This window comes from Paenarthrobacter sp. C1 (assembly GCF_049315185.1).
In the GTDB taxonomy this organism is placed as follows: Bacteria; Actinomycetota; Actinomycetes; order Actinomycetales; family Micrococcaceae; genus Arthrobacter; species Arthrobacter nicotinovorans.
The window spans coordinates 3,016,955-3,030,073 of record NZ_CP186052.1; the positions used below are offsets into that span (position 1 = coordinate 3,016,955).

Genomic DNA, 13,119 nt, shown 5'->3' on the forward strand with positions numbered 1-13,119 from the left:
GCCACCCGAATCTGGACAGTTGCTGGGTTAACGCTGGAGGCGATGAAAGCTGCCCCTTGAGCCTATCCGCCCAAGGAAATGGCCGCGATCGCGGCGGCGCCGAGGCCCATCACGGCCAGGGTGCTGGCCAGGATCAACCGCGTGGGGGCTGCCTGGAAGCCGGCCTGGAGTTGCCGTGAGCGCACCCACACCACGGAAGCGAGGACAACGGTGGCTGCCGCGGCGGCCAGCGCACAGATCCCTTGATAGTCCAGTCCGGGCAGGCCGGTAACGATGGTGCCGGAGGAAGGCTCTGATGTCAGCCAACTCCGCCAGATGAACAGGTCCACCACCACCAGGGAGATCAGCGTCCTGCGCCAGGCAAGGGTGGTCCGCTCGGGCTGCAGGCCGGGATCCCGGGTACTTTCCGGAACGGTGCCGGTCACTGGGTCTTCCTGCTCATCGGGCCACCAGGATCAGCACCGCGAAGGCGAACGCTGCCACGGCTACCACTATGGTCATGAATAACATCACCCGTGAGAAAGGCAGTGCCTGGTCCTGCCGCATCGCCGCTTCCATCTGGCCCCACCGGCGGTAGGACAGTGCCGCCAGGCCGGCCCCTACGAGGGCCAGCAGGACGCATAAAACCAGCCGGACGGGCGTCGGCGCGATATTCGGCGCCAACTGATCTACGGCCACAGCGCCGGCAAGCAGAGCCAGCGAAGTGCGGATCCAGGCCAGGAAAGTACGCTCATTCGCCATCGAAAACCTGTAGTCAGGTGTTTTACCTGTTCGTCGCCAAGCAGGTTCACGCACGTTATCTCTCCAAGTTTTCGCAGTGCCGGACAGCTTCCCCACCATATCAGCGGGGCCTCACGGGCACGGTAAGTTACTGGCATGAGTGTTGAAGCTACTTCCCCCGCCGCGCCGTCCTTCAAGTCCCGTGTCTACGGCTCCCTTTTGGGCGGGGCCCTGGGCGATTCCCTGGGATACGCCGTCGAGTTTGACTCCATCGCGGCGATTCGGGCACGCTACGGCTCCGCGGGACTGACCTCGTTTGAACAGCTCGACGGCGGCAGCCACTTTTCGGACGACACCCAGATGACGCTGTACACGGTGGATGGTCTGGTGGAGGCGCTCGAATGGGCGAACGATGGAGTGGCGGCAGACGAGATCGCCTGCCTGTGGCTTGCCTACCTGCGCTGGCTTGCGACGCAGGACGTTGCGGTTTCCTCGTCAGCGCCTGTCCCGCAGCCCCGGTGGATCGATGCCCAGGCTGTGCTCCGGCACCGGCGGGCTCCGGGCAACGCCTGCCTCAGCGGCCTGGCCACGGGCGAGATGGGAACGGTGGCGCGGCCGGTGAATCCTGAGTCCAAGGGATGCGGCACAGTAATGCGTTCGGCGCCGTTCGGCCTGATCCCCCACATCTCCCGGGACGCCGTCTACAAACTCAGTTCCGACGCAGCCTCGTTGACCCACGGACACCCTTCAGCACGGTTAAGCGCGGCCGCTTTCAGCCTGCTGATCCATCACATTGTTGCCGGCAGCGATGTCCGGGACGCAGCCAAGGAAGCTCTCGCATATGTGAACAATGTCCCCACCAAGGCCCCGGAGCTCTCCGAGAGCCTTGAAGCCGCGTTGCAGTTGTCCGCCCGGAACACAGTATTGAGCCCGGAAGAGCTGACCGCAGCGCTCGGTGAGGGGTGGGTTGCCGAGGAGGCACTCGCCGTCGGGCTTTACGCCGTTCTGGCTACCAGCGGCGGGGACCCCGCCGAGCACTTCCGCAATGCGGTGGCGGTTGCCGTCAACCACAGCGGCGACAGCGACTCCACAGGCTCCATCGCAGGAAACATCCTGGGCGCCTTTTATGGTGAAGAGTGCCTTCCCGCGGACTGGCTGGAAGCACTGGAAGCCCCCGAGGTCATTCGCGGCATGGCGGACAGGCTGCTTGCCGTGACCACCGGCTGAGGGACCCTACGATCTGCGAACGGAGATGTCGGCGCACGCCTCGCACACGTCGGCGGGGATAAGGCCCCGGCGCTGGAGGAAGCCAAAGATGGCGCAACCGAGGCAAAAGCCGGCCAGCGATTCCAGTGAGGCTGCCACGATCAACAACGCGAGCAGCACCCATGCCGCCGGCTGGAAGCCGGTGAAGAACAACACGACGGCGGCACTCGTCAAAGCTGCCCCGATGCCTTGGGCGAAGCGCTTGGGAGGACCGGGCACCAGCTTGGCACGCCCGATCCTGGGCGCCAGGACTTTGACGGATAGCAGTGCCAACGGGGAAATCCGGGGACCAAACAGGACCCGCAGCCAGAAGCCGGCCGCCAGTGCTACCAGTCCCCCACCCCAGCTGGTCAGCAGCGTCGTAACGGCAAGGATCACCACCAGGCCGGCAGTTATCCGGGCGGCGTATTCGTTGACCGGGTTGGGGAAAGCGAAGACTCTCCGCCAATCAACCCCGCCCGCCGGCGCGTTGGCAGTTTGCCGCGCCGGGGCCAGGGAAACGCTTGGCTTGCTCATTAGCCAAGGCTAGGAGTCCCGCTCCCCGGACAGGAAGCATTGTTGCGCACTATGACCCGCGGGGGCCTTATGCGCCGCCGACCATCTGCAGGAACTCACCCTCCGAGACGACCTCGATTTGTTGGCCCTTGGCGTGGAGTTCCAGGACCCGTTTGGCTTTGCCCGTGAGCCGTCCGGCACGAAGGTCTCCGGCCACGAAACCGTCGCCGACAATGAGAACCGTGGTCCGGGCGGTGACGCGGCTTTCGGGCCGGGCGCCCATCTCCGCGGCCCGCGATTTGGCTTCCGGCCGGGTGATCGCGAGGTCTCCGGTGAAGACCACTGTTTGCCCGAACAGGGGGTGGCCGGGCTCTGCCGCGGGGTTGGGCAGAGGATTGGGTCCTTCCTCCGGCCAGGCAGACCAGCCGCCGGCGATGCCCGGAGTGCGGTCCAGTGTTCGCTCGAAGGAGCTGCCCGTCCTGGCGGCCAACGCGGACATCGTCGCCTTGGACAAGCCGAAGGCGGGGTCGAAAGCGGGCTGGCTTGGCAGGCTTAGTCCCAGGGAAAGGTAGAGCTCGGCGATGCTGTTGGCATCGTTGCGCCGTGCGATGTCCACCAGGATCCCGGCGCATGCGCGGGCATCCTCTGCGGCGTCGTGATGGTTCACGAGCGGTACGCCGGCTTCTTCGGCCGCATACGGCAGGGAGTTCGAAACGAGTGAATAGCACCGGCGCGAAAGCATCACGGTGCAGACGTAGTCGTAGGCCGGCCCGGCGAGACCGGAGACTTCCAACCCGGACCTGATGACTCCAAGGTCGAAGGCGGCGTTGTGTGCGGCCAGGATATCGCCGCCGATGAACGCGCCGATTTCGGGGAACAGCTCACCGAACCTGGGCTGACCCGCTACGTCCTCGGCACGGATGCCGTGGATGCGGGTGTTGTGGAACTCAAAATGATCGTGGTTCTCAGGGGGACGCATCAGCCAGGAGGCTTCCTCCACAACAACCCCGTTGCGGACCTTGCTGAGACCCACTGAACAGGGCGACCCCCTGAAGCCGTTGGCTGTTTCAAAGTCGATCGCCGTAAAGTCCAATGCCACTGGACAAGATTACAGCCGGAAAAGGCCGCCCCTGCCGATTTCGACGGCGGGGCGGCCACTTGCACCGCTAATGTGGGGAACGCTACATCGTGTTGCTTACCGTGTTGCCTAAGGTGTGGCCCGGCGAAGAGTGGCGTAGGAGCCGGCTGCGAGTGCCACGCACAACAATGCCATCCACCCGCTGACGCTCAGTGGGGTCTGCTGGGCCGTCCAGCTTCCCACTGCGCCCCACCATCCCAGCAGCGTTGCCAGCGCAGCCAGGCCGATGAGGGCCACCGCCGTTCCCAGCGTTGATACCAGAGTTCCGGTTGTCCCCCAGCGCTTGAAGATGGTGGCGAACCAGAACCCGATGATGAACATGAACATCATCACCACGAAGAAGAAGGCCGCTGTTGAGTACCAAGGCCCGTCCGTGACCCACGGAATCTTGAAGAAGTAGCCATAGACACCCCAACCGTTCGTTGCCCCTTCAATGGCACCACCCAGGAGATAAAGGCCTGTCATGCCAAGAGCGATGAGCGAGAAGAGCCCCACAGTACCCAGGTAGAAAGCCCGACGACTGATGCTCAGTCCCTGGGAGAACGGGAACACCAAGGTCATGCTCTGGATTCCGAGCACCAGGAAGTACCACAAGGGGGCTTGGCTTCCACCGCCGTACTTGCCCTCGTTGACGGGAATAAGCGCAAAGATGGCCAGCGACATCAGGAACGAAGCGGCCAGGATGGTCAGCGGCCATCCAATGTAGGTCCACTTGTTGATCAGTTGCATCCGGGCAACCGCTAGTGTTCTGCTCATCGCTTTGCCTCCAACGCGTCGTCTGCGAACTCCTGGGCACCCTGTCCCTTGGTGCCGGTTCCGGCCATGGTTTTGCGAACCACCAACTGCTGCAGGGATACGGGCGAGAGTTCAAGCCCCAGCTCCTGCGCTTCCGCGCGTTCGTGGCTGTTGAGCGTCTCGTCCACAGTCACCGAGGCCAGGGAACCGAGGGTTTCGCGATGAAGGATCTTCCGGCCGGAGAGGAAAGAGTCCACCTTGTCTGCGGAACCGGAAACAGTCACGGCGGAGCCACGGATGTCCTCCGCGTCCGCGTTCATGATGATCCGGCCCTGATCGATAACAACTACGTGTTCCAGAAGGTTGGCTACCTCATCGATCAGGTGGGAGGACAGGATGATGGTTCGCGGATGTTCCGCGTAATCCTCCACCAACCGGTCATAGAACAATTGCCGGGCTACGGCGTCGAGTCCCAAGTACGGCTCGTCGAAGAACGTCAGTTCTGCGCGTGAGGCAAGGCCGATGATGACTCCTACGGCGGACAGCTGGCCGCGGGAGAGCTTTTTGATTCGTCTCTTGACGGGGAGCTGGAAGTCCTCGGCCAGCCGGTCCGCGAACTTCTGGTCCCAGTTCCTGTAGAACAGCGCGGCGGAGCGGAAGGCGTGCCTGGGCTGGAAGTCATCCGGGTATTTTTGGGACTCTCGGATGAAACAGATACGGGACAGCACAGAGTCGTCCTCGTAAGCGCCGGAGCCGAAGACGAGGGCTTCGCCCGAACTCGCGAAGGCCTGGGCCGTAAGGACGGACATCAAGGTGGTCTTGCCGGCGCCATTACGTCCGAGCAGGCCGTAGATGCGGTTGGCCGGGAGGCTCAGGTTGACGTTGTCCAGCGCGTTGAGATCCTTGTATTTCTTGAACAGGTTACGGGCCTCGACGACGGTATCGCTCACAGGGCCGCGCTCCTTTCCTTGTCCGTTCCGGAGTCAGGTGCGAGTCCGGAACTGCGTTCAATCATGGTGTTCAGCTGCTCCTTCGAGATCCCCAGCTTTCGGGCTTCCAGGGCCAGCGGCTTGACGTATTGTTCGAAGAATTCCTCGGTGCGCCGCGCTATCACGTTGGCGCGCGCCCCTGTCGCCACGAACATCCCTATCCCCCTGCGTTTGTAGAGAATTCCTGAATCCACCAGCACGTTGACGCCCTTGGCTGCCGTTGCCGGATTAATACGGTGGAAAGCTGCGAACTCATTGGTGGAAGGCACTTGGGATTCCTCCGCCAGGCTGCCGTCCACGATTCCGTTCTCGATGAGTTCGGCGATCTGCATAAAGATCGGTTTGCTGTCATCGATCATGAGCAACACCGCCTCATTGGTTCATTACTCATGTAACTAACCATACAACCGCCAAAGATTGAGTCAAGACTTTCACCGAAAAAGACGACGACGGCCGTCCAGTAGGCTTGTTGGGTGATCTTTTCTGCGATGAGCGACCTTGCCGTATCCACTTTCGGGGGTGCAGGACCGGTGCAGCCCTCCATGGCTTCGTTCCTGCCCGACTGGCTCAACCCCCAGATCTTCCTGGCCGATCCTGCCCTGGCACCGTGGGTTGTACTCCTCGTGTGCGGCATCGTCTTTGCCGAGACGGGCCTGCTGGTGGGCTTCTTCCTTCCCGGCGACTCAATGCTGTTTACCGCGGGCCTACTGGTTGCCACGGATACCATCAAGTTCAACATCTGGGCCCTGGCCGGCCTGATCATCGTCTCCGCGATCATCGGCAACCAGACGGGCTACCTCATCGGTTCCAAGGCCGGTCCAGCGATTTTCAACCGTCCGGACTCAAAGCTCTTCAAGAAAGAGAACGTCGAGAGCGCCCACGCCTTCTTCGAGAAGCACGGCGGGAAAGCGTTGATCCTGGCGCGGTTCGTCCCCATCATCCGCACGTTCGTCCCCGTCATTGTGGGCGTTGCCCAGATGGACAAGCGCAAGTTCTTCATCTTCAACGTCATCGGCGCAGTGCTGTGGGGCGGCGGCGTCACGTTCCTGGGCTACGTTCTGGGCGATCGTATCCCCTGGGTCAGCAAGAACCTGGACATCATCTTCATTGTCATCGTGCTGATCTCCGTCATCCCGGTCATCATCGAGGTCACCCGCGGCTTTGTGGCGAAGCGTAAAGCCGCAGCCGAAGGGACGGACCCGGTGGAGGAATTCATCGAAGAACATGACGGTGGGAAGCACGGCGAGCACTAAGGCTCCCGCAGCGCCACAGCAAAAGCTTCACAGCAAAGAAGAGGCACCCCGCGAACGCGGGGTGCCTCTTCTTTGACGGCTGCACAGTCAGCCGATGACGTTACTGCTGCGTCGGCGTCGCGGTCCCGGAAAGAGCAGCGATGACCGCAGGCAGCAAAGCCCGGAACGCTTGACCGCGGTGGCTGATGGCGTTCTTTTCCTCGGAGCTCAGCTCGGCGCAGCTGCGGTCCATGCCGGCAGGTTGCAGCACCGGATCGTAGCCGAAGCCCCCTTCACCGCGGGGTTCACGAAGAAGCGTCCCCTCCAGCTGGCCGTACTCCACGGTCTCGTGGGCGATGCCATCCGTCCCCGGGACAGCCAGGGCCGCGGCGCACACGAACGCTGCCCCACGGAATTGATCCGGAACATCGGACAGTTGTGCCAACAGCAGGTTCAGGTTGCCGGTGTCGTCACCGTGCCGGCCCGACCAACGGGCCGAAAAGATCCCGGGTGCGCCGCCCAGGACATCCACTGCCAGCCCGGAGTCGTCGGCGATGGCAACCAAGCCGGTCGCTTCGGCCACGGCACGGGCCTTGAGCAGCGAATTCTCGGCAAAGGTGACGCCGGTTTCTGCGACGTCGGGGGCACCCGCTGCGGCGGCATCCACCACTTGGGTATCGACGTCGAGGCCCGGCACTTGGCCCCGCAGCAGTTCGCGGAGTTCCTTCAGCTTGCCCTTGTTGTGGGTGGCGAGAACGAGACGGGGACCGCCGGCCGCCGAGGCGGCGCTCACGGAGCTTCCGCCAGCGTCTCGCGCTGGATGGCGGCGAGCTGGGTTGTGCCCAGCAGAGCAAGGTCGAGAAGGGCATTGAGTTCGTCGCGATCGAACGGAGCACCTTCCGCGGTGCCCTGGACCTCGACGAATTTGCCCGAGCCTGTGACCACGACGTTCATGTCGGTCTCCGCCCGGACGTCTTCAACGTAGGGCAGGTCCAGCATGGGGACACCGTCGATGATGCCAACGGAAACCGCCGCAATGGTGTCCACAAGGGGCTCGGCATTGCGGGAGATGAGCTTGTTCTCCCGGGCAAAGCGGATGGCCTCGGCGAGCGCGACGTAAGCGCCAGTGATGGCAGCGGTGCGGGTGCCGCCGTCGGCCTGCAGGACGTCGCAGTCCAGGACGATCGTGTTCTCGCCGAGTGCCTTGGTATCGATGATGGAGCGCAGGGAGCGACCGATCAGGCGGGAGATTTCGTGGGTGCGGCCGCCGATCTTGCCCTTGACGGACTCACGGTCCGAACGGGTGTTCGTGGCACGGGGAAGCATGGCGTATTCGGCTGTCACCCAGCCGCGGCCTTCGCCCTTGAGCCAGCGTGGCACGCCCTCGGTCAGGGAAGCGGTGCAGAGAACCCGGGTGTTGCCGAACTCGATCAGGGCAGAACCCTCAGCCTGCTTGGACCAGCCGCGGGTGATACTGATGGGTCGCAGTTGGTCAGGGGTCCGGCCATCGGCACGGACGACGGGTGTGGCTGTAGCTTCAGAAGTCATGCTCCAAGCTTAGCGACGATGACGGTACTGCCACCGCCGGGCCTTGCCGGAGCGTGCAGTGGCTGCCGGATCGTGTAGTGGCTTCTAGATCGTGTAGTGGACTCCGGCCACGGCGACGGCGACGTCCCCGGCGAACACTGGCTTGGCCTCGGACAACACTTTGGTTTGCGAGGTCCACACGGGGATGTGAGTGAGGAGAAGGCGTTTGGCTCCTGCATTCGTTGCAGCCTCGCCCGCGCGCTTGCCGGTGAGGTGGACGTCCTTGATGTCGTCGTCCCGCCCCTCTTCAAAGGCCGCCTCGCACAGGAAGAGGTCCGACCCCTTGGCGGCGTCTTCCAGTCCCTGGCAGGAATCGGTGTCGCCCGAATACGTCAGGATCTTGGTCACGGGGACACCGTCCTTGCCCGGTTCGGTGGCCGTGACACGCAAGGCGTAGGCCTCCTCCACCGGGTGGTTCACGGCGAACGGCGTCACGGTGAAGGGACCAACAGCGACGGGCTTGAGCTCGGTCCAGTTGGTGAAGTCGAATTCCTCATGCATCCCCGGGTCCAGCTCCAAACCGTAGGCCGTGGCCATCCGGTCGGCAGTGGCAGCCGGGCCCCACACGGGAAGGCGGTCCCGTCCCCAGCCGCCCGGCTTCCAGCGCACCGCGACGTGGAGGCCGCACAGGTCCATGCAGTGGTCAGGATGCAGGTGCGTGAGGAAGATCGCGTCGATGTCTTCAAGGTCCGTGTAGCGCTGGATGGTACCCAGGGCACCGCTGCCAAGGTCCATGACGATTTTCCACTCGCGTTCGCCGTCATGGGCGGTGACGAGGTAGCACGACGCCGGCGATCCCGGCCCGGGGAAGGATCCGGTGCACCCGACAATGGTCAGCTTCACAAGCCACGCCCCATGGCTGCGTCCGCGCTCGCTCCGGGGTTCACGAAATACGAGCGGCGGCCAAGGCCGGCACCGGACTTGGCTGCTTCCAGCATCTCGGGGGTGATCCGGGCGAGGCTGCCGGTTGGATACTGCGCTGCCACGTGGTCGACATGCTTCACGGAGAGGACTTCGGGTCCCAGGAAACGGCGCGCCAGTATCTCAAACTGCGCAGCGTCCCCGGTGGCGATGAACTCGTGGCTCGGCGCACTCGATCCAGTGCGCTGGATACCGTGGGTGGCCAGGGCCCGGTAGACGTCCTTGGCGGTTTCTTCTGCACTGGAAACCAGCGTGACGTCCTCACCCATGACGAACGAGATGACCCCGGTCAGCAAGGGATAGTGCGTGCATCCGAGGACGACGGTGTCCACGCCGGCATCCTTGAGCGGGGCGAGATACTCGTTGGCGGCCGCCAGGAGCTCAGGTCCGGTGGTGACGCCAGCCTCCACGAAACTCACAAAAGCCGGGCAGGCCACGGACGTGATGGTGAGGTCCGGTGCAGCGGCAAAGGTGTCCTCATATGCTCGCGAACCCACCGTGGCAGATGTTCCGATGACGCCGATCTTTCCGGACCGGGTGGCTGAAACCGCACGGCGGACAGCCGGTTGAATCACTTCAATCACCGGGATGCCGTACCGGGCCGTGTATCTTTCCCTCGCATCGCGAAGCACAGCCGCCGATGCCGAGTTGCAGGCAATGGTCAGGAGCTTCACTCCGGAGTCCACGAGTTCGTCCATCACGCCAAGGGCGTTGGCGCGGACCTCTGCAATCGGGAGCGGACCGTACGGTCCGTTGGCAGTATCGCCAACGTAGAGTATGGATTCGTTGGGCAGCTGGTCGATGATGGATCGTGCCACCGTCAATCCGCCCACGCCGGAATCAAAAATACCGATCGGGCGCGTTCCCACGATTTCCCCTGTGCTGACGGGGGCGCTACTGCCCGTAGCGCCGCTTTGTGAACCCGATGCTGAAGTCATGATTATTCGAGAATAAGGCTTCCCGTGGAGTGCGGCCATCAGGTGTGTCCTCCGCCTCGTGTCTTATGTGTCACAAGGCGTGGGTGGCGCCAGGCCCCCGGGATCAGGATTTTGCCTGCCTGGCGGAGATCATGGCCTGCACCAAGGACTCCTGCAGCCACGTAGTGAAGTTGTAGACCAGGGCCAAGTAGCTCTCCACATCTTCAGCCTGGCTCCAGTCCTGCATGGTGTGGATGTGCTCGGCGTCCGCTTCATCGCGTATGTCCAGACGTTCGGCCAGAACAAGCCTGACGTCGTTGAGAGCCATTGACCACCGGGCAGCCTCCTCGGGCGTCAGGACCAGGTCTTCCTTGTCCAAACCCATGGCCGTTGCCCGCAGGGCGCCGATTTTGTTTTCCCGGACTGAGCGTTCGGTGAGTTGCCGGAACTCAAGCGAGCCGCCGTCGTCGTCCTTTATAACGTTGGGCAGGAGCCGCAGCAGGGCCCTGTCCGTTGGCTGCTTAACGTCCATGTCCAGGCCAATCAGGGCAGCCAGCGGGTCTTCGTTCTCCCGGACTTCCGGGTCCAGCATGGAGATGACGTCGTCCAGCAATCCGCGGAGGAGATCACGTTCAGCCGGTTCAAGGAACCCGGTGATGCCTTTAAGACCGTATTTGAATGCCTTAGCCACGCTGGCGGCCGCCCTTTCCGGGTGTTTCATTGCCACTGGCAGCCTTCTCCACGGTGGCCCACAGGCCAAAACCGTGCATGGCCACCGCATGCTGCTCCACTTGTTCCTTGCTTCCGAACGCAACGATGGAGCGGCCCTTCTTGTGGACCTCCATCATCAACTTGTGTGCTTTCGACTCGGAGTAGCCGAAGTAGCTCTGGAAAACATAGCTCACGTAGCTCATCAGGTTGACGGGATCGTTCCAGATCACCAGGTTCCAGGGGACATCAGGGGCTGTCAGGACATCAGTTGACGTTTGCTCTGCAGCTTCCGTCCGCTCATCGATGTCCGTGCCAAACGCAACGCTAGGGCTCATCTGTCCATTCTATGGCGGCTCGCACTAGAGTGAATTCGTGAGTAGAGCCGCGTCGTGGGACCACCCCGCAACATCCTTGTACACAGACCACTACGAACTGACGATGCTGCAGGCCGCCCTGCACTCAGGTGCCGCGCATCGCCGTTCTGTGTTTGAAGCCTTCGCCCGACGGTTGCCGGATGGCCGCCGCTACGGCGTGGTGGGTGGCACGGGACGCTTGCTGGAAGGCATTGCGGACTTCAGGTTCGGCGATGCTGAACTCGCATTCCTGGAGCAGAACAAGGTAGTGAACAGGGAGACCCTGGATTACCTTGCCGACTACAAGTTCAGCGGCGACATCTGGGGATACGCCGAAGGGGATGCCTATTTCCCCAACTCCCCCATCCTCATCGTCGAATCGACTTTCGCCGAGGCCTGCATCCTTGAGACGTTCGTCCTTTCGGTCCTTAATCACGACAGCGCCATAGCCTCGGCCGCGTCACGGATGACCTCGGCGGCCGGAACCCGCCCCTGTATCGAGATGGGCTCCCGGCGCACACAGGAGGAATCGGCGACGGCGGCAGCACGCGCCGCTGTCATCGCCGGCTTCGCCAGTACCTCCAACCTTGAAGCCGGCCGGCGCTACGGCATCAAAACCGTCGGTACCGCAGCCCACTCCTTCACGCTTCTTCATGACACCGAGCGCGAGGCCTTCGAAGCCCAGATTGCCACCTTCGGTCCGGGGACTTCCCTGCTGGTCGATACCTACGACGTCGAAACTGCGGTTCGGACCGCCGTCGAGCTCGCCGGTGACAAACTCGGCGCAGTACGTCTGGACTCCGGCGACCTCGTTGCCCAGGCGCAATGGGTCCGGCAACTGCTCGATGACCTCGGCAACGTCAACACGCGCATCGTGGTGACCTCGGACCTGGACGAGTTCGCCATCGCGGCGCTGCAATCTGCCCCGGTGGACTCCTATGGCGTGGGGACGTCGCTGGTCACCGGTTCAGGAGCTCCGACGGCGAGCATGGTCTACAAGCTGGTCAGCCGCACCAACGACGCCGGTGAGTTCATCTCCGTGGCCAAGGCTGCCAAGAACAAGGCAAGCGTCGGTGGCCGCAAGTACGCCCTCCGCAAGCTCAACGAGCGCGGAAGGGCCACCGCCGAAGTCGTGGGCATCGGCCACCGCCCGGAAGATGACGGCAACGACCGTCCGCTGCTTCATCAGTTCGTCAAGAACGGCGAGGTCCTGCCGGGATGGACCGGGCCGGAAGGTGTTGTCCGCGCCAAGGAGCGCCATGCGGCAACCATGGCCGAACTGCCACCCGTAGTGAACCGCCTGCAGCGTGGCGAAGCCGCCATTCCCACCATTTACGAGGAGAACTGATGTCCCGGGCCTTGATCATCGTTGATGTCCAGAACGACTTCTGTGAGGGTGGCACTTTGGCGGTCGAAGGCGGCGCGGATGTCGCTGCCGCGATTACGGAGTATGTGGACGCCAACCAGCAGCACTTCGATCACATCGTCGCCACGCAGGACTGGCACATCGAACCGGGCGACCATTTCTCGGACGATCCCGACATGGTGGACTCGTGGCCGCCGCACTGCCGGGCCCGTAGCAAGGGCGCCGAGCTCCATGAGGACCTTGACCCTGAGTACATCCAGGCGTACTTCCGCAAAGGACAGTACACAGCCGCTTACTCGGGCTTCGAAGGCGTCCTGGCCCCGGAAGACGATGTTCCTACCGGGGACCTGAAGGCGGGAGCAGCGGTCGAGGAAGTACTCGACGAGGACGCGATCGGGCTCGATGACTGGCTCCAGAGCCATGACGTTGAAGACGTGGTGATTGTTGGCCTGGCTACCGACTATTGCGTCAAAGCCACAGCTTTGGATGCTGTCCAGGCCGGATACAACACCACCGTGATCGCCGGCCTCACCGCGGGAATCGCCGGGGACCTCAGTGACACCTTCGACGAAATGGAAGCTGCCGGCGTCGACGTCGATCACAGTTGACCCATCGCATCTGAACCATCGCATCTGAACCATCGCATCTGCCCCAGGGCCCCGTTCCCTGAAGTCACGCGGAGATGACGA

The 13,119-nt window shown here is 63.0% G+C and carries 17 protein-coding genes; 4 read left to right on the forward strand and 13 right to left on the reverse strand.

All coding sequences use genetic code 11. The annotated features are described in order from the left end of the window. Positions 1-62: 62 nt before the first annotated feature. A complete protein-coding gene (locus ACNAOU_RS14120) occupies positions 63-425 on the reverse strand; it encodes a DUF202 domain-containing protein (RefSeq protein ID WP_018776307.1) in 363 nt (120 codons plus the stop codon). Positions 426-438: 13 nt separating this feature from the next. Next, positions 439-741, reverse strand: coding sequence for a YidH family protein (locus tag ACNAOU_RS14125; protein WP_018776308.1), 303 nt, complete (start codon positions 739-741; stop codon positions 439-441). Positions 742-876: 135 nt separating this feature from the next. Between ACNAOU_RS14125 and ACNAOU_RS14130 the strand changes: the two genes are divergently transcribed. Next, a complete protein-coding gene (locus tag ACNAOU_RS14130) occupies positions 877-1,947 on the forward strand; it encodes an ADP-ribosylglycohydrolase family protein (protein ID WP_416428289.1) in 1,071 nt (356 codons plus the stop codon). A gap of 6 nt (positions 1,948-1,953) precedes the next feature. On the opposite strand, the gene ACNAOU_RS14135 is transcribed toward ACNAOU_RS14130, so the two are convergent. The 5 genes from ACNAOU_RS14135 to ACNAOU_RS14155 all read right to left on the reverse strand — a co-directional run bounded on the left by ACNAOU_RS14135 (position 1,954) and on the right by ACNAOU_RS14155 (position 5,702). Continuing rightward, positions 1,954-2,502 (reverse strand): DUF4395 domain-containing protein, encoded by a 549-nt coding sequence (locus tag ACNAOU_RS14135; RefSeq protein WP_422757109.1) that lies wholly within the window; start codon positions 2,500-2,502, stop codon positions 1,954-1,956. A 67-nt stretch (positions 2,503-2,569) separates the two neighbouring features. Next, positions 2,570-3,580 (reverse strand): exonuclease domain-containing protein, encoded by a 1,011-nt coding sequence (locus ACNAOU_RS14140; protein ID WP_018776311.1) that lies wholly within the window; start codon positions 3,578-3,580, stop codon positions 2,570-2,572. 108 nt (positions 3,581-3,688) lie between these two features. After that, complete coding sequence (locus ACNAOU_RS14145; RefSeq protein ID WP_026266919.1) at positions 3,689-4,375, reverse strand: hypothetical protein; 687 nt, start codon at positions 4,373-4,375, stop codon at positions 3,689-3,691. Then, complete coding sequence (locus ACNAOU_RS14150; RefSeq protein ID WP_422757110.1) at positions 4,372-5,304, reverse strand: ABC transporter ATP-binding protein; 933 nt, start codon at positions 5,302-5,304, stop codon at positions 4,372-4,374. The genes ACNAOU_RS14145 and ACNAOU_RS14150 overlap by 4 nt, the downstream gene beginning before the upstream one ends. After that, positions 5,301-5,702 (reverse strand): GntR family transcriptional regulator, encoded by a 402-nt coding sequence (locus tag ACNAOU_RS14155; protein WP_179128283.1) that lies wholly within the window; start codon positions 5,700-5,702, stop codon positions 5,301-5,303. The genes ACNAOU_RS14150 and ACNAOU_RS14155 overlap by 4 nt, the downstream gene beginning before the upstream one ends. Positions 5,703-5,831: 129 nt before the next feature. Here ACNAOU_RS14155 and ACNAOU_RS14160 point away from each other — a divergent pair, with 129 nt between their 5' ends. Continuing rightward, entirely contained in the window at positions 5,832-6,596 is a 765-nt protein-coding gene (locus tag ACNAOU_RS14160; protein ID WP_018776315.1) for a DedA family protein, read from the forward strand. Positions 6,597-6,696: 100 nt separating this feature from the next. Here the strand turns inward: ACNAOU_RS14160 and rdgB are convergent, their stop codons facing one another. The 6 genes from rdgB to clpS all read right to left on the reverse strand — a co-directional run bounded on the left by rdgB (position 6,697) and on the right by clpS (position 11,046). Continuing rightward, a complete protein-coding gene (gene rdgB, locus ACNAOU_RS14165; protein WP_416428283.1) occupies positions 6,697-7,368 on the reverse strand; it encodes an RdgB/HAM1 family non-canonical purine NTP pyrophosphatase in 672 nt (223 codons plus the stop codon). Next, positions 7,365-8,123: a ribonuclease PH gene (gene rph / locus ACNAOU_RS14170; protein ID WP_018776317.1), complete on the reverse strand. Its 759-nt coding sequence runs from the start codon at positions 8,121-8,123 to the stop codon at positions 7,365-7,367. Before rph ends, rdgB begins: the two co-directional genes overlap by 4 nt. Positions 8,124-8,207: 84 nt before the next feature. After that, complete coding sequence (locus tag ACNAOU_RS14175; protein WP_416428281.1) at positions 8,208-9,005, reverse strand: MBL fold metallo-hydrolase; 798 nt, start codon at positions 9,003-9,005, stop codon at positions 8,208-8,210. Then, entirely contained in the window at positions 9,002-10,021 is a 1,020-nt protein-coding gene (murI, locus tag ACNAOU_RS14180) for a glutamate racemase (protein WP_370584010.1), read from the reverse strand. The genes ACNAOU_RS14175 and murI overlap by 4 nt, the downstream gene beginning before the upstream one ends. Positions 10,022-10,124: 103 nt before the next feature. Beyond that, complete coding sequence (locus tag ACNAOU_RS14185) at positions 10,125-10,691, reverse strand: DUF2017 domain-containing protein (protein ID WP_422757111.1); 567 nt, start codon at positions 10,689-10,691, stop codon at positions 10,125-10,127. After that, the gene (gene clpS, locus ACNAOU_RS14190) at positions 10,684-11,046 is read right to left on the reverse strand and encodes an ATP-dependent Clp protease adapter ClpS (protein WP_018776321.1); all 363 of its coding nucleotides are present in this window, start codon (positions 11,044-11,046) and stop codon (positions 10,684-10,686) included. Before clpS ends, ACNAOU_RS14185 begins: the two co-directional genes overlap by 8 nt. A 37-nt stretch (positions 11,047-11,083) precedes the next feature. On the opposite strand from clpS, the gene ACNAOU_RS14195 reads away from it, so the two are divergent. After that, positions 11,084-12,412: a nicotinate phosphoribosyltransferase gene (locus ACNAOU_RS14195; RefSeq protein WP_026266922.1), complete on the forward strand. Its 1,329-nt coding sequence runs from the start codon at positions 11,084-11,086 to the stop codon at positions 12,410-12,412. After that, entirely contained in the window at positions 12,412-13,038 is a 627-nt protein-coding gene (locus tag ACNAOU_RS14200; protein WP_018776323.1) for an isochorismatase family protein, read from the forward strand. The genes ACNAOU_RS14195 and ACNAOU_RS14200 overlap by 1 nt, the downstream gene beginning before the upstream one ends. Positions 13,039-13,119: the final 81 nt, after the last annotated feature.

Bases quoted from the DNA above. Each gene is read 5' to 3' on its own strand.
- clpS (WP_018776321.1), bottom strand. From the start codon at position 11,046: ATGAGCCCTAGCGTTGCGTTTGGCACGGACATCGATGAGCGGACGGAA.
- ACNAOU_RS14160 (WP_018776315.1), top strand. From the start codon at position 5,832: ATGAGCGACCTTGCCGTATCCACTTTCGGGGGTGCAGGACCGGTGCAG.
- ACNAOU_RS14145 (WP_026266919.1), bottom strand. From the start codon at position 4,375: ATGAGCAGAACACTAGCGGTTGCCCGGATGCAACTGATCAACAAGTGG.
- ACNAOU_RS14200 (WP_018776323.1), top strand. From the start codon at position 12,412: ATGTCCCGGGCCTTGATCATCGTTGATGTCCAGAACGACTTCTGTGAG.
- murI (WP_370584010.1), bottom strand. From the start codon at position 10,021: ATGACTTCAGCATCGGGTTCACAAAGCGGCGCTACGGGCAGTAGCGCC.
- ACNAOU_RS14130 (WP_416428289.1), top strand. From the start codon at position 877: ATGAGTGTTGAAGCTACTTCCCCCGCCGCGCCGTCCTTCAAGTCCCGT.
- ACNAOU_RS14155 (WP_179128283.1), bottom strand. From the start codon at position 5,702: ATGATCGATGACAGCAAACCGATCTTTATGCAGATCGCCGAACTCATC.
- ACNAOU_RS14135 (WP_422757109.1), bottom strand. From the start codon at position 2,502: ATGAGCAAGCCAAGCGTTTCCCTGGCCCCGGCGCGGCAAACTGCCAAC.
- rph (WP_018776317.1), bottom strand. From the start codon at position 8,123: ATGACTTCTGAAGCTACAGCCACACCCGTCGTCCGTGCCGATGGCCGG.
- ACNAOU_RS14125 (WP_018776308.1), bottom strand. From the start codon at position 741: ATGGCGAATGAGCGTACTTTCCTGGCCTGGATCCGCACTTCGCTGGCT.